Source organism: Sphingobium sp. JAI105 (assembly GCF_015752145.1).
GTDB lineage: Bacteria > Pseudomonadota > Alphaproteobacteria > Sphingomonadales > Sphingomonadaceae > Sphingobium > Sphingobium xenophagum.
In genome coordinates, this window is sequence record NZ_JADOUC010000001.1 from 2,511,933 (window position 1) to 2,532,699 (window position 20,767).

21 protein-coding genes are annotated in these 20,767 nt (G+C 63.5%); 6 read left to right on the plus strand and 15 right to left on the minus strand.

The annotated features are described in order from the left end of the window. Nucleotides 1–2 precede the first annotated feature (2 nt). From IWY39_RS12025 to IWY39_RS12045, 5 genes are all read left to right on the plus strand, one after another. Nucleotides 3–581 carry a hypothetical protein gene (locus IWY39_RS12025; protein WP_107123500.1) on the plus strand — a complete coding sequence of 193 codons (579 nt, stop codon included), beginning with the start codon at nt 3–5 and terminating at the stop codon, nt 579–581. Between the two features lie 9 nt (nt 582–590). After that, a complete protein-coding gene (locus tag IWY39_RS12030; RefSeq protein ID WP_107123499.1) occupies nt 591–1,244 on the plus strand; it encodes a YoaK family protein in 654 nt (217 codons plus the stop codon). A 27-nt stretch (nt 1,245–1,271) separates the two neighbouring features. Beyond that, entirely contained in the window at nt 1,272–2,504 is a 1,233-nt protein-coding gene (locus IWY39_RS12035) for a TCR/Tet family MFS transporter (RefSeq protein ID WP_107123498.1), read from the plus strand. 80 nt (nt 2,505–2,584) lie between these two features. Continuing rightward, nucleotides 2,585–4,144, plus strand: coding sequence for a glutamine-hydrolyzing GMP synthase (guaA, locus tag IWY39_RS12040; protein WP_107123497.1), 1,560 nt, complete (start codon nt 2,585–2,587; stop codon nt 4,142–4,144). Nucleotides 4,145–4,438: 294 nt separating this feature from the next. Further along, nucleotides 4,439–5,695, plus strand: a complete 1,257-nt coding sequence (locus IWY39_RS12045) for a tyrosine-type recombinase/integrase (RefSeq protein ID WP_107123496.1) — start codon at nt 4,439–4,441, stop codon at nt 5,693–5,695. Here IWY39_RS12045 and IWY39_RS12050 read toward each other — a convergent pair. The 4 genes from IWY39_RS12050 to IWY39_RS12065 form a co-directional block, all read right to left on the minus strand. Then, nucleotides 5,661–5,945 carry a helix-turn-helix transcriptional regulator gene (locus IWY39_RS12050; RefSeq protein ID WP_107123495.1) on the minus strand — a complete coding sequence of 95 codons (285 nt, stop codon included), beginning with the start codon at nt 5,943–5,945 and terminating at the stop codon, nt 5,661–5,663. The two genes, IWY39_RS12045 and IWY39_RS12050, sit on opposite strands and share 35 nt — an antisense overlap. A 252-nt stretch (nt 5,946–6,197) precedes the next feature. Continuing rightward, the gene (gene tsf, locus IWY39_RS12055; RefSeq protein ID WP_107123494.1) at nt 6,198–7,520 is read right to left on the minus strand and encodes a translation elongation factor Ts; all 1,323 of its coding nucleotides are present in this window, start codon (nt 7,518–7,520) and stop codon (nt 6,198–6,200) included. A gap of 10 nt (nt 7,521–7,530) precedes the next feature. Further along, complete coding sequence (locus tag IWY39_RS12060) at nt 7,531–8,397, minus strand: alpha/beta fold hydrolase (protein ID WP_107123493.1); 867 nt, start codon at nt 8,395–8,397, stop codon at nt 7,531–7,533. Then, entirely contained in the window at nt 8,394–8,816 is a 423-nt protein-coding gene (locus tag IWY39_RS12065; RefSeq protein ID WP_048649004.1) for a helix-turn-helix domain-containing protein, read from the minus strand. Before IWY39_RS12065 ends, IWY39_RS12060 begins: the two co-directional genes overlap by 4 nt. A gap of 253 nt (nt 8,817–9,069) precedes the next feature. Between IWY39_RS12065 and IWY39_RS12070 the strand changes: the two genes are divergently transcribed. Then, on the plus strand, nt 9,070–9,978 hold the full coding sequence (locus tag IWY39_RS12070) for a LysR family transcriptional regulator (RefSeq protein ID WP_107123492.1): 909 nt from the start codon (nt 9,070–9,072) through the stop codon (nt 9,976–9,978). Here the strand turns inward: IWY39_RS12070 and IWY39_RS12075 are convergent. The 11 genes from IWY39_RS12075 to trbE all read right to left on the minus strand — a co-directional run bounded on the left by IWY39_RS12075 (nt 9,963) and on the right by trbE (nt 20,764). After that, a complete protein-coding gene (locus IWY39_RS12075) occupies nt 9,963–10,190 on the minus strand; it encodes a DUF2274 domain-containing protein (protein WP_107123549.1) in 228 nt (75 codons plus the stop codon). The genes IWY39_RS12070 and IWY39_RS12075 overlap by 16 nt on opposite strands. Further along, the gene (locus tag IWY39_RS12080; RefSeq protein WP_231377669.1) at nt 10,190–11,332 is read right to left on the minus strand and encodes a TrbI/VirB10 family protein; all 1,143 of its coding nucleotides are present in this window, start codon (nt 11,330–11,332) and stop codon (nt 10,190–10,192) included. Before IWY39_RS12080 ends, IWY39_RS12075 begins: the two co-directional genes overlap by 1 nt. An 80-nt stretch (nt 11,333–11,412) precedes the next feature. Beyond that, nucleotides 11,413–12,261 carry a P-type conjugative transfer protein TrbG gene (gene trbG, locus IWY39_RS12085; protein ID WP_443019995.1) on the minus strand — a complete coding sequence of 283 codons (849 nt, stop codon included), beginning with the start codon at nt 12,259–12,261 and terminating at the stop codon, nt 11,413–11,415. Beyond that, nucleotides 12,239–12,988, minus strand: coding sequence for an IS21-like element helper ATPase IstB (gene istB / locus IWY39_RS12090; RefSeq protein ID WP_231377638.1), 750 nt, complete (start codon nt 12,986–12,988; stop codon nt 12,239–12,241). Before istB ends, trbG begins: the two co-directional genes overlap by 23 nt. Before the next feature lie 42 nt (nt 12,989–13,030). Then, nucleotides 13,031–14,584, minus strand: a complete 1,554-nt coding sequence (gene istA / locus IWY39_RS12095) for an IS21 family transposase (RefSeq protein WP_107126060.1) — start codon at nt 14,582–14,584, stop codon at nt 13,031–13,033. 115 nt (nt 14,585–14,699) lie between these two features. Further along, complete coding sequence (locus IWY39_RS12100) at nt 14,700–15,092, minus strand: hypothetical protein (protein WP_231377520.1); 393 nt, start codon at nt 15,090–15,092, stop codon at nt 14,700–14,702. Further along, the gene (trbF, locus tag IWY39_RS12105) at nt 15,089–15,772 is read right to left on the minus strand and encodes a conjugal transfer protein TrbF (protein WP_107123489.1); all 684 of its coding nucleotides are present in this window, start codon (nt 15,770–15,772) and stop codon (nt 15,089–15,091) included. The genes IWY39_RS12100 and trbF overlap by 4 nt, the downstream gene beginning before the upstream one ends. Further along, nucleotides 15,772–17,136, minus strand: coding sequence for a P-type conjugative transfer protein TrbL (gene trbL, locus IWY39_RS12110; protein WP_107123488.1), 1,365 nt, complete (start codon nt 17,134–17,136; stop codon nt 15,772–15,774). The genes trbF and trbL overlap by 1 nt, the downstream gene beginning before the upstream one ends. Before the next feature lie 4 nt (nt 17,137–17,140). After that, complete coding sequence (trbK-alt, locus tag IWY39_RS12115; protein WP_107123487.1) at nt 17,141–17,530, minus strand: putative entry exclusion protein TrbK-alt; 390 nt, start codon at nt 17,528–17,530, stop codon at nt 17,141–17,143. 10 nt (nt 17,531–17,540) lie between these two features. Next, on the minus strand, nt 17,541–18,311 hold the full coding sequence (gene trbJ, locus IWY39_RS12120) for a P-type conjugative transfer protein TrbJ (RefSeq protein ID WP_107123486.1): 771 nt from the start codon (nt 18,309–18,311) through the stop codon (nt 17,541–17,543). Then, nucleotides 18,308–20,764 carry a conjugal transfer protein TrbE gene (gene trbE / locus IWY39_RS12125; protein WP_107123485.1) on the minus strand — a complete coding sequence of 819 codons (2,457 nt, stop codon included), beginning with the start codon at nt 20,762–20,764 and terminating at the stop codon, nt 18,308–18,310. The genes trbJ and trbE overlap by 4 nt, the downstream gene beginning before the upstream one ends. Nucleotides 20,765–20,767: the final 3 nt, after the last annotated feature.

Genomic DNA, 20,767 nt, shown 5'->3' on the forward strand with positions numbered 1-20,767 from the left:
GCATGGGCAAGACGCGCTGGATGACAGGATCGCTGGTTGGACTGGCGCTGCTGGTTGGCAGCATAGGTCCGGCGCAGGCGCGTCCGCGCTATGACCGCAATTGGGGCCATCATCACCATCGCGATCGCGGCAATGGCTTCGGCTTTGGCGATGCCGTCGGGGTGGCAGCGCTGATCGGTGCGGTGGCGATCGTCGCCTCTTCCATGTCGAAGGACAAGAAGGCAGCGCGCAATAGTGACGCCGCGGCTCCCCCGCCGGTCGATGGCACGGATTATGGCGCGGATGTCCGGCGCGACGATGATTTCTCCGATGTCGCCGCCGCCTATGGCGATCAGGATCAGATGACGGACGCCTGCGCCGTCGCCGCGCGCGATGAAGCGCAGGGCCAGAATGGCGGCTATGCCGAGGTGCGGCGCATCGACGAGCCGCGCGCCGCCCAAGGCGGGTATAATATCGACGGAGAGGTCGAATCGCGCGCCAACTATCGCGCCCCGACCGGCAAGACCCGCCGCTTCACCTGCACGATCAAGGATGGCCGCGTCGCGGAGGTCTATCTGAGCCGCGATGTCGTGATGCGATAAGGCGCCGCCGTGCGTCGTCACCCTCCGTCGCGCCATGTCCTGGCCTTTGGCCTGGCGGCGCTTGCGGGGATGGTCGATGCGTTGGGTCTGCTCAAACTGGGCGGGCTCTTCGTGTCGTTCATGAGCGGCAATTCGACCCGAATGGCAGTGGGCATCGCGACAGAGCCGACGCTGGCATGGGCGGCCGCCGGGCTGATCGGCGCTTTTGTTGGCGGGGTATTTGTCGGCGCGCTCCTGGCGCGGATGGCCGGACGGTGGCGCAAGCAAGCCGTGCTGGCACTGGTGCTGGCGTTGTTGACCATCGCGGCATCGCTGGCCGGATCGGCCGGGGATGGTCTGACCTTGCTGATGGCGGCGGCTATGGGCGCTGTGAACAATATGTTCCAGCGCGATGGCGAGGTGAGCATTGGCGTCACCTATATGACCGGCGCACTGGTGAAGCTCGGACAGGCGTTGGCCGGTGCCGTGACCGGTGGTCCGGCGTTTGGCTGGCTGCCCCATCTGTTGCTCTGGCTGGGTCTTGTCGCAGGCGCAGTGGCCGGGGCTGTGCTGTTTGGGCGGATGGACCTTGGCGCGTTGTGGGTGGCTTGCGGCTGGTGCCTGCTGTTGCTGGCGTGGAGCCTCTGGCTGGGGCCGTTGCCGCGCACCGACCGCTTGGCATGACTGTCCATCCGCTCTAGGCGGTTGCCCATGCCCGCTCCTTTCCTTCCCCGCCGCAATGCGGCCATCGCCTTCATCCTGGTGACGGCGCTGCTTGATGTCATGTCGATGGGAATCGTCATCCCGGTGCTGCCGCAACTGATCGAATCCCTGTCCGGCTCCAGCAGCGCGGCCGGCCTGTGGAATGGCCTGTTTGTAGCGCTATGGGCGGGGATGCAGTTCATCTGCTCGCCGATTATCGGGTCCTTGTCCGACCGTTTCGGGCGGCGGCCCGTCATTCTGCTGTCGGTGTGCGGTCTGGCGCTCGATTATGTGCTGATGGCCGTCGCGCCCAATCTATGGTGGCTGGCTTTGGGGCGGATATTGGCGGGGGTCACCTCGTCCAGCTTCACCTCCGTGTTTGCCTATATGGCCGACATCACCCGACCTGAAGATCGCGCGCGCGGCTATGGGCTGATCGGGGCGGCATTCAGCGGCGGCTTTGTCGCCGGGCCACTGCTTGGCGGCATATTGGGCGAGATTTCGCTGCGCGCGCCCTTTTGGGCGGCGGCTGGCCTGTCGGGACTGGCATTCCTTTATGGTCTGGTCGTCCTGCCCGAATCGCTCCCGCAGGAAAAGCGGATGGGCTTTTCATGGGCCCGCGCCAACCCATTCGGCGCGCTCACCCTTTTGCGGTCCCACCCCGAACTATCGAGCCTGGCGATCGTCAATTTCCTGCTCTATTTCGCCCACCATCTCTTCTCCGCCGTGTTCGTCCTCTATGCCGGGGATCGTTATGGCTGGGGCGCGTGGCAGGTCGGCAGCCTGCTCGCCTTGGTCGGCTTGCTCGACATGGGCGTGCAGGGCTTGCTGGTCGGGCCCGTGGTCAAGCGGCTGGGCGACCGGGCGACGATGGTGACGGGCCTGGCCTTCGGTGCGGTCGGCATCGCCTGCATGGGTCTCGCGCCGACCGGCTGGCTGTTTGTCGCCGCGATGCTGCCCAATGCGCTGTGGGGGCTGGCAATGCCGACGATCCAGTCGCTGATGACGCAGCGCGTGTCCGAATCCGAACAGGGCCAGTTGCAGGGCGCGAACAACAGTGTGGGCAGTATTGCAGGTATCGTATCGCCCCTCTTCTTTGGCGGCATTTACGCGCTGTCGGTTGGCGGCAATCCGACCCTGCCCTTCATCGGCAGCGCCTTCCTGATTGCGGCGGCGGTGCTGGGCAGCGCGGCATTGCTGGGCTGGGCGGCGGGCCGTGGGCTGGATGCCGATGCCGTATAGGTCGCGAAAACTGGACATATCGGGGCGGGGCGACTAACCGGGCGCGAATCCCTTCCACCGCTCGATATAAAGGCGATTCGATGACGCTGCCCCTTCAGGATTCCATCCTTATCGTGGACTTCGGCAGCCAGGTGACCCAGCTCATCGCCCGGCGCGTACGCGAAGCCGGGGTCTATTCCGAAATCGCCCCCTTCAACAGCGCCGAGCAAGCCTTCGCCCGGATGCAGCCCAAGGGCGTCATCCTGTCGGGCGGCCCTTCTTCGGTCATGTGGGATGACAGTCCCCGCGCACCGCAGGCGATATTCGACGCGGGCGTCCCGGTGCTGGGCATCTGCTATGGTCAGCAGACGATGATGCAGCAGCTGGGCGGCAATGTCGAAGGCGGGGAGAGCGGCGAGTTTGGCCGCGCCTTCATCGAGGTGAAAAAGCCCTGCGCTTTGTTCGACGGTCTTTGGGCGCCGGGCGAAAAGCATCAGGTGTGGATGAGCCATGGTGACAAGGTGACGCAATTGGCCGACGGCTTTGAGGTCGTCGCCACCAGCGAGGGTGCGCCCTTCGCCGTCACCGCCAACGAAGCCCGGCGCTTTTATGCGACCCAATTCCATCCCGAAGTCGTCCATACCCCCGATGGCGGCAAGCTGCTCGCCAATTTCGTTCGTCATGTCTGCGGCTTGGCGGGCGACTGGACCATGGCGGAGTTTCGCGCGACCAAGATCGCCGATATTCGCGCGCAGGTTGGCTCTGGCCGGGTGATTTGCGGCCTGTCCGGCGGTGTCGACAGCGCCGTCGCGGCAGTGTTGATCCACGAAGCGATCGGCGACCAGCTGACATGCGTGTTCGTCGACCATGGCCTGATGCGGCTGGGCGAGGCCGAACAGGTCGTTACCCTGTTCCGCGAACATTATGGCATCAAACTGGTCCATGTGAATGCGGAGGATCGCTTTCTGGGCGGCCTGGCTGGCCTCACCGACCCTGAAAAGAAGCGCAAGTTCATCGGCGGCGAATTCATCGCCGTGTTCGAGGAAGAGGCCGCAAGGATCGGCGGGGCCGATTTCCTGGCGCAGGGCACGCTCTATCCCGACGTGATCGAAAGCGTCAGCTTCACCGGCGGCCCCAGCGTCACGATCAAGTCGCACCATAATGTCGGCGGCCTGCCCGAACGCATGAACATGAAGCTGGTCGAGCCGTTGCGCGAACTGTTCAAGGATGAAGTGCGCGTGCTGGGCCGGGAACTGGGCCTGCCCGAGATTTTCGTGGGTCGCCATCCGTTCCCCGGCCCTGGCCTTGCCATCCGCATCCCCGGCGAAGTGACCAAGGAACGCTGCGACATATTGCGCAAGGCGGACGCGGTCTATCTGGAGGAGATCCGCAACGCGGGGCTCTATGACGCGATCTGGCAGGCCTTCGCCGTGCTGCTGCCCGTCCGCACCGTTGGCGTGATGGGCGACCTGCGCACCTATGACAGCGTCTGCGCCCTGCGCGCCGTCACCTCGACCGATGGCATGACGGCGGACATCTATCCGTTCGATGCAGCTTTCCTCAGCCGCGTGGCGACCCGGATCATCAATGAGGTCAAGGGCATCAACCGCGTGGTCTATGACTATACGTCGAAGCCGCCTGGCACGATCGAGTGGGAATGATTCAGACCCATCCGAACGCCGCCGAATCTACGCTGCGATACGACCTAACACACTTAAAACAAAAATAAATTCCTCCTATACCTATCGACATCTATCGGTGGGCATAGATCGCGTTCGGCGGCCTCGCTGACGGAACTCACCCCCATTGATCAACTGGAAAAACGAAAGTACCGTCAGGAGCAATGAGGCTCATGACGGTACTTTTTTCGAACTAATACGCTGAAATATAAGCGTTTTCGACGACATCGGCCTCCAAAAACCGCGTGACGGTACTTTTCCGCAAGGAGGCCCGAAATGTTGACCGATGCAGCACTCAAGTGTTTGAAACCAAAAGCCAAAATGTACAAGGTATCCGATCGTGACGGCATGTATGTGCGCGTCGCGCCGTCGGGCGCCATCTCGTTCAGGCTCGACTATCGGCTGAACGGCAGGCGGGAGACCGTCTATCTCGGTAGGTATGCCCGCGACGGGATATCGCTCGCCAGGGCTCGAGAGCTATGCATTGACGCGCGCCGGGCGATTGCCGAGGGGCGGTCCCCCGCCATCGAGAAGCAGCGGGAGAAGCGCCGGATCAAGGAAGCAAAGAGCTTCGGCCAGTTCGGCGAGAAATGGCTGACCAACGCAACGATGGCCGACAGCACGCGCGCGATGCGTCGCTCCATCTTCGAACGCGAACTCATGCCCGTCTGGCGGAACCGACTTCTGACAGAGATCACACCTGATGACCTGCGCGCCCATTGCGGCAAGATCGTCGAGCGGGGTGCGCCTGCGACCGCCATCCACGTTAGGGATATCCTCAAGCAGATCTACGGTTATGCCATTCTGCACGGCGAGAAGGTCGCCAATCCGGCCGATGACGTTGGTCCGGCCTCGATCGCCACCTTTACGCCGAAGGACCGCGCGCTTTCACCCGCCGAGATCCGCATCATGTTCAAACAGCTCGAGCACGTCGCGACGCTACCGACAATCCGCCTCGGCATGAAACTCTTCCTCCTCACCATGGTCCGGAAAAGTGAGTTGCAGGATGCGGTGTGGGACGAGATCGATTTCGACAACGCCGTCTGGACCATCCCGAAGGAGCGCATGAAGAGGTCGAAGCCGCACAACGTCTACCTGTGCCGACAGACGTTGGACATCATGATCGCCCTCAAGACCTGCTCCGGCAACTCCCGATATCTGTTGCCGTCCCGGTACGACGCGGACGCGCCGATGTCGCGCGCGACCTTCAATCGGGTCACCTATGCCGTCGTCGAACAGGCCAAGAAGGAGGGGCTGCCGCTGGAGCCTTTCACGGTCCATGATCTGCGGCGGACGGGCTCGACGCTGCTAAATGAGCTGGGCTTTAACAGCGACTGGATCGAAAAGTGCCTGGCGCACGAGGACGGGCGTTCATCGCGCGGCGTTTACAACAAGGCCGAGTATGAGGTGCAGCGCCGGCATATGATGCAGCAGTGGGCGGATACCGTGGACGCCTGGATCGACGGTCGGAAGCACGCCCCAACGCTTCTGCCGCCAGCTATGCCCGTGATGGAGCTTGATCCCGCCCTTTGACCGGTCGGGTTTTGCGCTTGGTGACGTCAGGGTGCTGTGCTCGACAGATCGGGGCAGCCCGCCTTGCCATCAGCCAGGCCTCGACCTCGGCCAGGTCCCAAACGATACACCGTGGCGAGAGCGCGAACCGACGGGGGAACTCGCCACGTTGTTCCATTTCATAAATCGTGCTGTCAGCCATCGGCACCATCTCGCGTAACTGGTGGCGCCGGATTGTTCGCCTGATTTGGGTAGTTTCGGTCTTTCGCATTCTCAATCTCCTTCTCTAAGGCGATTGAAAGCGATAGATATCGGTACTGGAAGCCTCCTCGAAATGCCGTGCGGTATTTTCGGGCTGTAGCGTACACATCGGCGGGTTTCTGTCGGCTGCTACAAGTTTTCACCTGTCTGAGACTGGGCGTGCTGCGTTGGAAGGCTACCTAAAGGCGATTGGCGATCTTCTCGGTCCTTCAAAAGCTTGTTGGCTGCCAGCGTTCGGCCGATGATCGCGACGCTTGGCTTTTCATGCGGTATCCCCGTTGTCGTGCTGTGATTTCCGCAATCCTTGCGTCAACACTTTCAGGTCGGGAACGAACACGACCTGACCGCGGTGGTTGGATTCATAGACGAAGTCGCGTAGCGCCGAACTCGCACTGAGTTCGGAGGAAATGTCGCCGACAATGGCAACGCGTGTGCCGAAGTTCGAGAACTTCTGGAGGATCGCTCCGGCTTTCCTTGTGCTGAGGGGGAAGAAGTCCGTCGACAGACGCTCCACAGGCAGTGCGATGATGGTCGCTCCGCCCGACCATGCCGCATTGATAAGATCGACGGCATCACGATCGTCCCGCAGCTTCGGTCCACGAAGCGAGATCTCAAAGACCCGCTCATTGCCGATGGCGGTCAGTTTCGAAGGGCGCTCGTCAGACCAATCGTTGCCGAAGGTCCATTCGAACTCCGCAGCTTCGGCAACACGCGCGTCGTGCGCGGCGTCCTCTCCGATGCGGAAACAGACGAAACCCTCGATGTGAGCATCGGACCCGGCCTCGGCAGCCAGAAACTCGGCAACGGTCATCGAGGGGTCGAGCAGGTAGCGTTGTCGAGGAAGGACGGTCTGATCGTAGAACCGCTCCAGCCGGGCTTCGATGGCGGAACTGACGTCGCGTTCGTCTGGGCTATGCTCACGGTCGTCGTCGATTCTCAACCGCTTCTGATCGCGAATCGACGGCGGAACATGATTGACGCTCGACCACAGTGGCGAGGCGCCGACGACGTGCATGGCCAGCTTCTTGGCAACTAAATTGCCAGACGAACCGAGGGCATGTCCGCTGATTGCCACTAGCGCTACCATTCTCGCAAGGCCCGGCACCTGCGGATTGTGCGCGTATGCGCCGATCAACCCATTCTCGGTCCTGAGGATGCTTGCCCTCCGGACATGAATGTTCTCGCCGAACGTTGCAGCCAGTCGTCGCACATAGCCTGCGATGTCTCCCTGACCATCGGGCGACGGCGCTGCGAGCGTATCGGCCAATTCGCCTCCCACCGTGAACGTGGTACGCGCGATAGCTTGCGCTGCTTGTTGAAACAGCGGATTGCGGGCAGTGAAGTCTGTCTCTGCAGCGAGCTCAACGATGACGCCGCAACGGCCATCGACGAGGAAGGCGATCAGCCCCTCGGCCGTAGGTCGGCGCTCAATGGCGGCGGGCAAGAGATGCCGTTCATGCAGGAGTTTCACTGCCGAATCGAGGTCGCCACCGGTGTCGATCAGCGCGTCTCTGCAACTCACCACTCCGGCTGCGGTGCGCTTGCGAAGGGCTTTGACGAGTTTGATATCGATCTTCTCCTTCAAAGCGACGCTCCTATGCTGACGCTGTCGGTTTGGCCGCCAGGAATGCTTCGATCTTCGAAGTCTGACCGGGTACGAAGTGATGGGCGTCTGGAAGGAACGACATCGTCAGGTCATGAACATGCGCCTCGAGACGCGCGCGGGTACCGGGCGCGTCGATAAAGACGTCCCTACCTCCGATGATCGCCAGGACAGGCATAGATAGCCGATCCAATGCGGCATCGTCGAACCGGGGGAGCGCCGCTGTGCGCGGCCGGAAGTGGCTGAAGATCAGTTCTAGGAAGGTAGCCACTGCCGCTTGATCCGGGGACGGCGCACCGCTCGGAGCGCCGGCGATCCGCTCAATCATCTTGCGGCGGCCCCACCGGCCAAGCATCAAGAGCGGCAGCGCCCAGATGAGCACGTTCCGAGGCTCGCCGACGCCGGCGGGGTTGATGACGGCGAGCTTCTGCACGCGCTCAGGACGGCGCGTCGCGTAGTCGAGCGAGAGCCAGCCGCCCATGGAGATGCCGACAAGCGACGTGCGCTGGATCGAAAGAGCTGAGAGGACCTCGTCTAGCCATCGCGCATGCGCGTCGGTATCGAGCGCGGGGCGGTTGAAGGCGCTGAGACCAGCATCGCCGATGATGTCGACAGCAAACACGTGGAATCGCTGGGTCCACGCGGCAACGTCGCTCAGCCACATGGCGGAATTCGCAGCAGTGCCATGCAACAGGACGACGGCTGGTGCATCGAGCGGGCCGCTTTCAATCACAAACGTCTCACCCGCTGAGGTCGGCACAAGATGGCGACGGCTTGGCGACGGCCAATGCTCCAGAAGCTGCTCATAGCTCTCGCGGACCGCCTTCGCGCCTTCTGGTGTTCGGAAGGCGGAACTCATGTACGGCCTTCCAGCAGGACTTCGGAGAGTTGCAGGAGTTCGGCAGCATCCGATGGCCGGGCGACGATGATGATCTTGACCTGCTTGTTCGCCGGATCGTGTGTGACGTCCACGCTCATGGGCTCGGCAGACCGGCCGTTTGCCTTGCGGGCGCCGGTCAGAAGTGCCGCCATCCTCCGTGCGAACTCGGCATCCGCGTTGGAGATGTCGACGATCGTGGTCGACCTAACCTCGCGCAACGCGCCCCGAGCCGCACGATGATCACCAACCAAGGCGGCAAGGTCTGAGCGCAAGATGCGATACTGGCGACCAACCTTGGTGGCGCGCAATTGACCCTGACGAATGAATTTGAGGACGGTCTTTGGATGCAGCTTCAACTGCTCCGCGGCGAACTCGACCGTATAGAACTCTTCCGACATTTTTGTTACCTCTGGCAGGCTTTAAGTTCCTCTAAATTCCCTATATAAGGGACTCAGTCGCACATAATGGCTTATAAAGGTTATAATGCGGAGTTTAGAGGAATGGAAGAGAGCTTCCGAAGGAGGTTTGGGGATAGATGGATCTCACCGGCAGGTTGGTTTTGGATGGCCACCTGCGGCCCAGGCTGGCGATCGCGTCGGATGAACTGCAAGCTCACGCCGACCATGCGGAGGTCGGAGCGGAGGGCCGAGAGTGCCCGATCTCTCGCTTGACCTGCGATACCTTCGTTATGCTCATCTTGCCGCGGAGCACGGATCGTTCCGTCGCGCGGCACTATCCATCGGGGTCAACCAGTCTACGCTCACACGCCGAGTACAGCTTCTCGAGCGGCGGCTCGGCGTCGCTCTGTTCGAGCGCCGCCGTACTGGGGTGGTCCTGACTCCCATTGGTAGCCATTTCCTTCAGGAAGCGCGTGTTGGAGCGGAACATCTCCACAGGGCGGTCAAGGAACTGGCGTCGTCCCACACCGGGCAACACGGGCACTTGCGGATCGGCCTGATGGGAACGCTTACTCAAGGCCCCTTGCCGGAACTCCTGAGAACCTATCGACGAAAATATCCGAAGGTGAAGATCCGAGTGGAGGAAGCTTCGTTCGATGACACCCTCGCGGGCGTATCGCGAGGGCGGCTCGATGTCGCCTTTGTCATCGGAGAGCCGCAGATCGAGGGGTTTGACGCGTTGCCTGTTTGGAAGGAGCCGCTCGTCGTCGTTACGTCGGTCGAACATCCTCTTGCGCGGCTTGCGACTGTCGGATGGAGCGACCTAACCGAAGAGACAATCCTTGTCAGTTCGGACGCCTTTGGGCTCAAGGTCGCGGAGATTCTGGGGTGGCATCTGCGACGCCTCGGCAGCAGACCGCAACTATCTTTGCAGCAAGTCGGTAGAGACAATCTCATATACCTCGTGCGAGAGGGTTTCGGACTGACGCTCGCAGTGAAGTCCATGATCAGCCCGAACACCCCCGACTTGAGCATCTTGCCTGTTCAGTCCGCAGATCACCTGCAATGGACCGCGGTTTGGACCGCTCAATGCGCGAATCCGGCGCTGAGACAATTGACGGAGCGCCTAAGACTTCGCGGTGAGCATCAACCGGCGGTTTGAGCCCGGCGGAGCTTTGTGAAGCCGCGATCCGTCGCGATAAAGCGCTCCAACATCGGAACAACGAGCTTGTAAGGCTCGATCGCCCCTTGTCCGTGCTCGCGGCCCATGGCGCCTCCGTATGCCACCAAATCTCGATGCAACGAAGCGGGTAGTTCCACCGTGATCTTGACTGGCTTTTCGTCAATCAAAGGGCCAAGTTTGAGCTTGGGCATCATGAGCCTCCATAAGGTTCTAGAACCAGGTCTCGGGTGACAATGACGCGCACCGGGAAGCCTGGGCGGATCGTCAGCGTGGGTGCGACGTTGAGCTGGCGCCGGACGATCTGTTGGCCCGCATCATTGATAGTGTCCTGACCGCCGTTGCGGATCGCCTGAATCAGGCGATCGTCATTGTCCACGGCGAGTTCGGCGCCGACGCTGAGCAGGGTCGAGAGGCCCGCAGCTTTGGCGAGGTCCCACCAGTGATAATCGACGCCATCCTGTAGGCCGGCGTAGCCCTCGGCGTCGGCGCCCGGCTGGCGCTCGAGAACGATCGACCGTCCGTTCGGGAAGATCAGCCGATTCCACACCAAGAGGACGCGGCTCTGCCCGAACTGGACGTTATTATCGTACTGGCCGATGACGCGTGTGCCTTGGGGCACAAGGAGGATGCGACCCGTCGGGCTGTCGTAGATATTTTCCGTCACCTGGGCGGTGATCTGGCCGGGGAGATCCGAACGGATGCCGGTGATCAGTGCGGCGGAGATCACGGCGCCCGCTTGCAGCACGTTTGGTGAGGCTGGCGCGGCGACGCGATCAGCCGCGACGGTGCGCCGATCGGCTGCAGCATTGAGGAAGGCGTTTTGCCGATCCTGGGCGGTTGGCGTCGTCGGCGGCGGGGCGAGGCCGAGGCTGGTGAGATCGGGCGTCGGCTGTGCGCCGGGCGTAGTTTGCGACGGTGCTACCGCGGCCGTCCGAGTTTCGGTGGCGGCGAACAGCCGCGCCGTGCGCGCCGATTCGAGTTCCTGAATGCGCCGCTGCTCTTCCGGACTGAGGCCGGGGTTGGGTGGGGTCACGCCGGGCGTCGGTACGTGCTGGCCGCGATTCTGTGCGCCAAGGATGGGGCGGCCAAGGTCGCCCGGAAGCGGTGGGCCCAGCTGAGGCACGCCGCTATAATCGCGGGGCAAGCCGGCGATGCCATCGGCTGTCGAGCGGTTCTCCGTCGAGTAGAGCTCCTCGTTTGGCCGACCGCCATCGCGTGTCTGAAGGGCATAGATGAGCGCACCGCCGATCCCGACGCTCGCGACCAGGCCGAGACCGGCCAGCACCTTTCGCGACAGTCGGGTGACGCGCGGCGGTTCGGCGCGTAGCCGCATCGGCGCGGGACCGACGGGCTCGCCGGTCAACGGCCGAGCCTCCTCGTCCGGCCCTTCCTCTTTCCGGGGCTCTGTCTCGCTCACGACGCCGGCCTCCCATCGGTACGCACGATGCGGACGCGCTTCTGGCGGTCGCCGGAGCCGTACCGCAACTCGGCGGCGGCGAAGAGCCGATCGACGATCATGTAGTTGCCGCGAACGCGGTAGTTGACGAGCTCCGACGTGTTACCTTCGGGCCCGACCACGAACAGCGGCGGCATCTCGCCTTGCGCGATCCCGCGCGGAAATTCGATGAACACCTGACGGCCGTCATCATAGGCGCGCAGTGGACGCCAGGGCGCGCGGTCGCCGGTCACCTCGTAGCGGAATTTGATGTTGGCGAGATCAATCCCTGTGGCGACGGGTTGTGCGGCCTGTGCCTCCTGGTTTTGCCTACGCAGCGCGATGAGCTGGTCTTGCGGATATTGCCAGGAGACCGAAGCCATGTAGGTGCGCTCGGTCGAGCGTAGCTCCATGTGATAGGTGCGAAGATTGGTGTTGATGACGAGATTGGTCATCAGGTCCGGCCGGGTCGGCTTCACCAGGATATGGACCTGAAGCGTTGGCCCGGAGCCGCTCTGCGTATCGCCGATGATCCAGCGCACTGTGTCGCCGGCGGCGACCGGGCCGGAGCCCACGAGCTGCTCTCCGGGCTGCAACGCAATGTCGGTGATCTGCCCGACGGCGGTATAGACCTGATAGAGCGCGCCTTGGGTGAACGGATAGACCTGCATCGAATTGATGAAGCCGTCGCGCACCGGCTGAATGCGTATTTCGCAAAAGTCGGACAGCTGCTTCGCTAAATCCCGGACAAGCGCTTCAGTAAATCCGGGACAGCTGGTGTAGGCAGTGGATGCCTGGTTGCTGTCAGGGTTGAGTGATTTCGATATTTGCTTCCTGGGTCAAGCCATGCGGAGCTTTTTGTCGCCGCATGCTGTCTCCTTTCAGCGTGATGCGATGGGCATTGTGGACGATGCGGTCGAGGATAGCATCGGCGATCGTGGGCTCGCCGATCATTTCGTGCCAGGCCGCCACGGGGAGCTGGGCGGTGATGAGCGTGGATCTGCGGCGATACCGTTCCTCGAAGATTTCGAGCAGATCAAGGCGTTGCTGATCGTTGAGACTATGGGTACCCCAGTCGTCCAGAATGAGCAGCTGAACGCGGGCAAGCTTGTCGACGACGCGTGGGAAGCGACCGTCGAGGCGCGCGAGTGCAAGATCCTCGAACAGGCGCGGCATGCGCAGATATAAGACGGAGTGATCCTGGCGCGCCGCCTGTCGCCCGAACGCACATCCCAGCCACGTTTTTCCCGTGCCGGTTTGGCCGGTGATAATGAGATTCTCATTTGCCTTGAGCCAGGCACCCTGTGCGAGCGAGAGGATATTGCGGCGATCCAGTCCGCGATGCGCCCCGAAGTCGATATTTTCGACACAGGCGTCGACAAAGCGCAGTTTCGCGCTGGCAAGACGATTAGTCAGCCGTCGATCGGCGCGAGTGGCGATCTCGCGGTCCAGCATGAGCCCGAGCCATTCGTCTCGGGTCAGATCGCCAGCGGTGTCTTGCTCGGCAATGTCGCGCCACGCGGCCGCCATGCCCGCTAGCCCCAGGCTATGCATTTGATCAAGGGTAGGATGCGTCAGCACAAGATCGTCCTTTCATTATTGATAATAGGACCCGCCACGGATGTTGTCGTGCGCCGGTGTTGGTTTGAGCGGCCCCGCTGTCGGCTGGATCTTGTCGAGCCCGGCCTTGAGGATGGCGTTGAGGGATGAGTAGGTAACGGCGCCGATCACCAGCGCTCGATCGCAGGCGGCTTCAAGCCGATCGCGCTCGTAGCGCCGGGCCAGCGAGAGGACGCCCATGGCGGAGCGATAGCCCTGCTCGGGATGTGGCTTGTCGATCATCAGCCTTTCCACGAACGTCGCTGTGTTAGGACCGGTTTTCCTGGCGCGCTCGATCAGGCTCGCTGGCGATATATTCGCATAGCGCTGATGCGCCTTGGGCATGTGCTCATTCACGGTAACGTGCCCACGGCGCTGCGATGTCCGCATATGGCTGGCGACCCGCGCATGATCGTAGAAGATCTCGACCACTCGATGCGTCAGGCGGATATCGACCTGCCGGCCGATCAGTCCGTGCGGCACGGAGTAAAAGGTCTTGTCGACCTCGACATGATAATCAGGATGGACCTTGGCGCGTTTCCACTCGGCATATTCGAACACCGACGTAGGTAACGCCGCCAATGCCGTCCGTTCGATCTCGTCAAAGATTGCGCGACGGGATTTGCCGACATGGCGCATGGGCCGATCATTGAGATCAACCAGCAAGTCCGCGATCGCGGCATTGAGATCCGCCAGACTGAAGAAGCGCCGATTGCGCAGCCGCGCCAGGATCCAGCGCTCCACGATCAACACTGCGCCCTCGACCTTTCCTTTGTCGCGCGGCCGCCGGCTCCGGGTAGGCAGGATCGTCGTATCGTAATGCTCGGCCATCGCCGCAAAGGTCGCGCTGAGCGTGGGCTCGAACCATAGCGCTTTGGCAACGCCCGCTTTCAGATTGTCGCACACGATCGCGCGCGGAACGCCGCCAACAAAGGCCAATGCCCGGCACTGCGCGTCGATCCAGTCCGGCAACTGCTGGCTCAAGCTGGCCATTGCGAAGGTGAAGGATGAAGCACCCAGCACCGCTACGAAGATCTGTGCCTGGGTGATGACGCCCGTCACAGGATCGATCAGCGGCACAGTCTGCCCGGCATAATCGGTTTGCAGGACGGCGCCCGCCTCATACCGATTGCGAAAGCTGACATGGGTCCGCCGCTGGAAGGACAGGAACCGATCGCAAAACCAGGTATAGCCATAGCCATTGGGATGGGCAGCCCGATATTCTTGCCACAGCAAAACCAGCGTCACGCCCTTGCGCTTGATCTCCCGCGCAACCACTGGCCAGTCCGGCTCGCCCAGATCCTGAGGAGGGCGGCCGACACGGCGGAACACCAGCCGTTCGATCGCTGCGTCGTCGTCGTAGCCGGCCGGCAACGGCCAGCCTGTCAGCCCAGCCTCGCGCGCCCGCAGTAAATAGGTCGACACCGTCGTCTTGCTAAGCTTCAGCCGCTCTGACACGGCCCGTACCGACAAACCCTGATCGTAGGTCAGCCGGAGGATCGATCGCATGTCCTTCACGTCGGTTCGTCTCGTCTGCTTCCGCCTTGGCATCACCCCTCCCATCGCAACGATGAGGAGCAACAATGCCAGAGCGGCGCATCACAAAACCTAACCTTGATCCTGTCCCAAACCCTGTCCGGGATTTAGCGGAATCACTGTCCCGTATTTACTGAAATGCCTGTCCGCGATTTAGTGAAATAACTGTCCGGAATTTTCCGAAACACGCAGGCTGAATGCGGGCTGCAGCATTGGCCTGGTTGACCCGTGCTGTCGGATCGGTCGGTTCGGGTGCCTGACGGGAGCGCTCCACCGGTTTCATCTGCCCGGGCAATGGTAGGGGCCGGGGCAGTTCCACGACTGTTACCGGCGCTGGGGGATCCACCGTCTGCACCGCAGGCGCGGCGTTGTCGTAGGAGATCTCCGGCGGAGGATTGGTGGTGGCGCAGCCGGCGAGCGCGGACGTCGCCAGCAGCAGAAGCGGCAATGCGCCTCGGCGCAAAGCCGGGATTGCGGAAATGTGTGAAGCCGGGTTTCCGGCTTTACGGAAAGACGGCTTCATTGACCAAGCTCCCGTGACCAGTTGATGGCGTTGACATAGATGCCGAGCGGGTTCGCCCTGAGCCGATCGGCGTTGCGCGGGACCTGCACGACGATTGTCAGGATCGCGGTCCAGCGCTCGGTAGTGGCGAGTTGGCCGTTCTCGTAACGGCGCTCGACCCAGGCGACACGGAAACTATCTGGAGACGCGCGGATGACGCTCGAGACTTCCACCGCGACCTGCTGTCGGCCGACCTTGGTGAATGGGTCGTTGGCCCGCGCGTAGTCGTTCAGCGCTACCGCGCCGCGGTCGGTCGTGAAGTCGTAGGCGCGCAGCCAGTTCTGCCGCACGATGATGGCGTCGGCCGGGATCGAGCGGACCTGCTCGATGAAGCGCGCCAGGTGGAAGGCGATCTGGGGGTCGGTCGGACGATAGTCGGCAACAGCCGGCGCCACGGCCTGCGCCTGGCCGAGCCGGTCGACCTGCACCACCCAGGGCACGATCGTGCCGCGCGCCGATTGCCAGACCAGCGCGGTTGCGAAGCCAGCGGAGAGGATCAGCGAACCGAAGGCCATCAGCCGCCAGTTCCTCGCCTGGACGCGCGAGGACCCGATCCGTTCGTCCCAGACCTGTGCGGCGCGCTGATAGGGCGTCTCGGGTTCGGGGGCTTTGCCATAGTGGGTGGAGGGTCGTTTGAACATCAGCGGTCGCCTTCGGAGAGATTGACGGAAGAGCCGCCGCCATGGGCGTCACCGGAGCGCACGGCGTGGGCGGTCGCCTGAACGGCGTGGGTCATGCGTTGGGAGCGGCGCATGCGCTGTGCCCATGCGGGCGGCCCGCCCGCCGCTGCCGGAGCAGCCGAGCCGCCGCCGTCGCCGGCTGCGTCGCCACCGACTGATCCCATCGTCGAGGAGCCACCGGTCGCTTCGAACGCGGCCTTGCCACCGGCATTGAAGCTCGAGCGCATGCTATCGGCGGCGCGTGACGCGGCACGGCGCAGTGGCGAGACCGCTGCGCTGCCGCCAGCGCGGGCTACACCGCCAAGGCCCGACGCGACGCCGCTGACACCGGACTGGCCGGCTGCGCCGAGGCTGTAGGCAGTGGATGCGCCACCCGCCATCGCGGCACCGCCGCGGGCCGCGGCTGCTGCGCCTCCGGCAAGGGCCGCGCCGCCAGATGCGGCGGCGCCGACCGCGCCCGCTCCGGCGGCGATCATGCCGCCGGCCGCTAGACCTGTACCGACCGCCGCACCGGCGCTGAGTTGGGGGCCGCCGGAGACAATGCCGCTGGCGATGCCGGGACCGAAGATGCCGAGACCGAGCAGCGATAGCGCGGCGAGCACGATGGCCATCGCCTCGTCGATCGAGGGCGTGGCACCGCCAAAGCCAGCTGTGAACTCGGAGAACAAGGTGGAGCCGATGCCGATGATGACGGCCAGCACCAGCACCTTGATGCCGGACGAGATGACGTTCCCAAGCACACGTTCGGCCATGAAGGCCGACTTACCGAACAGGCCAAACGGGATCAGTACGAAACCGGCGAGTGTCGTCAGCTTGAATTCGATCAGGGTGACGAAAAGCTGGATGGCGAGGATGAAGAAGGCGAGCAACACCAGCGCCCAGGCCAAAAACATGCAGGCGATCTGGATGAAGTTTTCGAAGAACGACCAGTAGCCCATCAGGCCGGAGATAGATTCCAGGAGCGGACGTCCGGCATCGAGGCCAGTCTGGGCCACCTTGCCGGGGCGGAGCAGATCGGCGGTCGTGAAGCCTGTGCCGCTGGCCTTCAGGCCGAGGCCGGCGAAGCTCTCGAAGACGATGCGGGCCAGGTTGTTCCAGTTGCCGATGATGTAGGCGAACACCCCGACGAACAGAGTTTTCTTCACCAGACGCGCCAGAATGTCGTCGTCGGCGCCCCAGGACCAGAACAGCGCCGCCAGCGTCACATCGATGACGATCAGCGTCGTGGCGATGAAGGCGACTTCGCCGCTGAGCAACCCGAATCCGCTGTCGATGTAGCGGGTGAAGACCTCAAGGAAATGGTCGATAACGCCGGTGCCGCCCATGATGTCATCTCGCCTCGTCGAGCTGAGACGGCACGATCGGTGCGGCGGGCGCCAAGATCGGCGGATCGTAGCGGCCCGATTCGGGGGTGAGGTCGCCACGCGGCGCTGGTGGTACATCCGGCAGCCGCTCGACGGGTCGCGCACCGGGGGCGAGGAAGCGGTTGCGGTTCTCGGCCCAGGCCCGCAGGCACGCCGGATCGCGCGGGCCCGCTTCGCCGAGCGTCTGGCAGCGGATCAGCTCGTCGTGCAACGGATCGCCTTGCGCTTGGGTGGTCCGGCCAGCCGGCCACGCCTCCCGCACTTCCTCTTTGCGGTTCATTTCGATCACGGTCGCGGTGATCGCGACGGCCACGAACACGACAGCGCCAAGCCGGGCCAGCATCTTGCCGTCCATGGCCGTATCCTCAGTTGCCGTCCGGGAACATGCGGGCGTTGCCCGGCTGGTAGCCGGTGCCCGGCGTCAGGAACCGACGCCGCTGCTCGCGTCCTTGCTCGGCCGCGGCGGCGCGCTCGGCCTCGGACAGGCTCTGCGCTCGGCCGTTTGCGGCGACGACTGCGGTCAGGTCCGCAAGCTGCTGCGCTTGTAGAGCGAGAAGTTGGTTGCCCGCCTGCGTCGCCTGCAGGGCGCCTGTCGCGCCCTGGCTCTGGCCGACCAGAGCCGACATCTCGCCGCGATTGGTATCGATGTTGCCGACGACGCCGGCCTGGACGCGCATCGCGTCCTGCAAGCCTCCGACCGTGTTCTGCCAGCGCTCGCGCGCGCCGGCCACGAGCGCCTGATCGGACGCGGACATCGACGCGTTGCCATAGGTGGTCTGAAATGCACGGTCGATCTGCTGGACGTTGAGGGCGATGCCCTGGGCCTGTTGCAGAAGCTGCTGTGTGCGCTGCACCGACTGCTGAAGCTGCTGGAGCGAGGAATATGGCAGGCTCGCCAGATTGCGTGCCTGGTTGATCAGCATGGTGGCTTCGTTCTGAAGCTGGGTGATCTGCTGATTGACCTGCTGCAGAGTGCGCGCCGCCGTCAGGACGTTCTGCGCATAGTTGGTCGGATCGTAGACGATCCACTGCGCGGTGGCGGGCGTGGTGAAGATCGGCGAGAACGCGATCGACGTGGTCAACAGCGCCGCCGACATACACAGCGCGCGCGAGCGGGAACGAACGGAACGAGTCATGGGTGTGCCTCCGGATTGGTTTGGGGGGTGACGTTGGTGAGACCGGCGATGAGGTCGGCGGCCCAGCCGAGGCGATTTTCCGCGAGCCATTCGGCAAGGAAGCCTTCGGTGCCGCTACGGGCGTGAACCTCCGCGATCAGCGTCTGGTGCTGTTTCGACGAGGCCGCGCAGAGCGCCAGCGCCACGTCGGACAGACCGAGTTCGAAGAGTCGGTTGCCCCGCCGGGACTGGCAGTAGTAATCGCGCTTGGGCATCGCCCGAGCGAGGATCTCGATCTGACGATCATTGAGACCGAAGCGGCGATAGATGGCGGTGATCTGCGGCTCGATCGCGCGTTCGTTGGGGAGCAGGATGCGGGTCTGGCAGCTCTCGATGATCGCCGGCGCAATCGCCGAGCCGTCGATGTCGGAGAGTGACTGGGTCGCGAAGATGACGCTGGCGTTCTTCTTGCGCAGTGTTTTCAGCCATTCGCGGAGCTGACCCGCAAACCCCTCATCGTCGAGGGCGAGCCAGCCTTCATCGACGATCAACAGCGTCGGGCGCCCATCAAGGCGGTCCTCGATGCGGTGGAAGAGATAGGCGAGCACGGCGGCGGCAGCGCCGGTGCCGATCAGCCCTTCGGTCTCGAACGCCTGAACCTTCGCCTCGCCGAGATGCTCGGCCTCGGCGTCGAGAAGACGGCCGTAGGGGCCGCCAACGCAATAAGGTCCCAGCGCCTGCTTCAGGTCGTTGGACTGGAGCAGGACGGACAGGCCTGTCAGCGTGCGCTCGGAGACCGGCGCGGAGGCCAGAGATGAGAGCGCAGACCAGAGATGCTCCTTGACCTCAGGCGTGACAGGCACGCTCTCGCGCCCGAGGATGGCGATCAGCCAGTCGGAGGCCCATGCGCGTTCAGCGACGTCGTCGATGCGGGCGAGCGGCTGAAGAGACACGCTGTCGTTGGTGCCTTCGGTCAGGCCGCCGCCGAGATCATGCCAGTCGCCGCGCATGGCGAGCGCGGCGGCTCGGATCGATCCCCCGAAGTCGAAGGCGAAAACCTGGCTCTGCGGATAGCGCCGGAACTGCAACGCCATCAGCGCCAGCAGCACCGACTTGCCGGAGCCGGTTGGGCCGACGATCAGCGTATGGCCGACATCGCCGACATGGATGGAAAGCCGGAACGGGGTCGAGCCTTCGGTTCTGCCGTAAAGCAGCGGGGGTGCATCGAAGTGCTCGTCCCGTTCCGGTCCCGCCCATACCGCCGACAGCGGGATCATGTGGGCGAGATTGAGCGTGGAAATCGGCGGTTGCCTGACATTGGCGTAGACATGGCCCGGCAGTGAGCCGAGCCAGGCATCGACCGCGTTTATGGTCTCGGGCATGGCGGTGAAGTCGCGGCCCTGGATGACCTTCTCGACCATCCGGAGCTTCTCGGCGGCGATGCGAGGATCGTCGTCCCAGACGGTGATGGTGGCGGTCACATAAGCCTGGCCGGCATAGTCGGCGCCCAGTTCCTGCAGCGCCATGTCGGCGTCGGCCGCCTTGTTCGCCGCATCGGTGTCCACGAGGGCGGAGGCCTCGTTCGTCATCACCTCCTTCAAGATGGCGGCGATCGATTTGCGTTTGGCGAACCATTGCCGCCGGATCTTGGTTAGCAGCTTGGTGGCATCGGTCTTGTCGAGGAGGACCGCCCGCGTCGACCAGCGATAGGGAAAGGCCAGTCGGTTCAGCTCGTCGAGAATGCCCGGCGTGGTCGCGGTCGGGAAGCCGACGATGGTGAGGATGCGGACATGCGTGTCGCCGAGCCTGGGCTCCAACCCGCCGGTAAGCGGCTGATCGGCGAGCAGCGCATCGAGATACATTGGCGTCTCGGGCACGCGGACGCGATGCCGCTTCGTCGAGACGGTCGAGTGCAGATAGGTCAGCGTCTCGCCGTCATCTAGCCAGGCGCATTCCGGCATGAAGGCGTCGATGAGCTGGATAATGCGATCGGTGCGGTCGGCGAAGCCGCGCAGGATCTCGTGGGAATCGACACCGACGTGATCGCGGCCCTCGTAGAGCCAGGTCTCGGCGCGGGCCGCATCCTCGGCCGGCGGGAGATAGAGAAAGGTGAGGAAGTAGCTGGACTCGAAATGCGCGCCGGCTTCCTCGAAGTCGGCCTTGCGTTCGGCGTCGACCAGCGCGGAAGCGCTGTCGGCGAACATGCTGGCGGGATAGGTCGCGGCGCCGTGGCGCTGCGCCTCGACGAAGATCGCCCAGCCAGAGCCGAGGCGACGAAAGGCGTTGTTGAGCCGGCCGGCGACGGCGACCAACTCGGCCGGTACGGCGCTGTCGAGGTCGGGGCCGCGGAAGCGCGCGGTGCGCTGCAAGCTGCCGTCCTTGTTCAGCACGATCCCTTCGCCGACCAGCGCGACCCAGGGCAGGAAGTCGGCGAGCCGGGTGTTGCGGTTGCGATATTCGGCAAGGTTCATCATCGG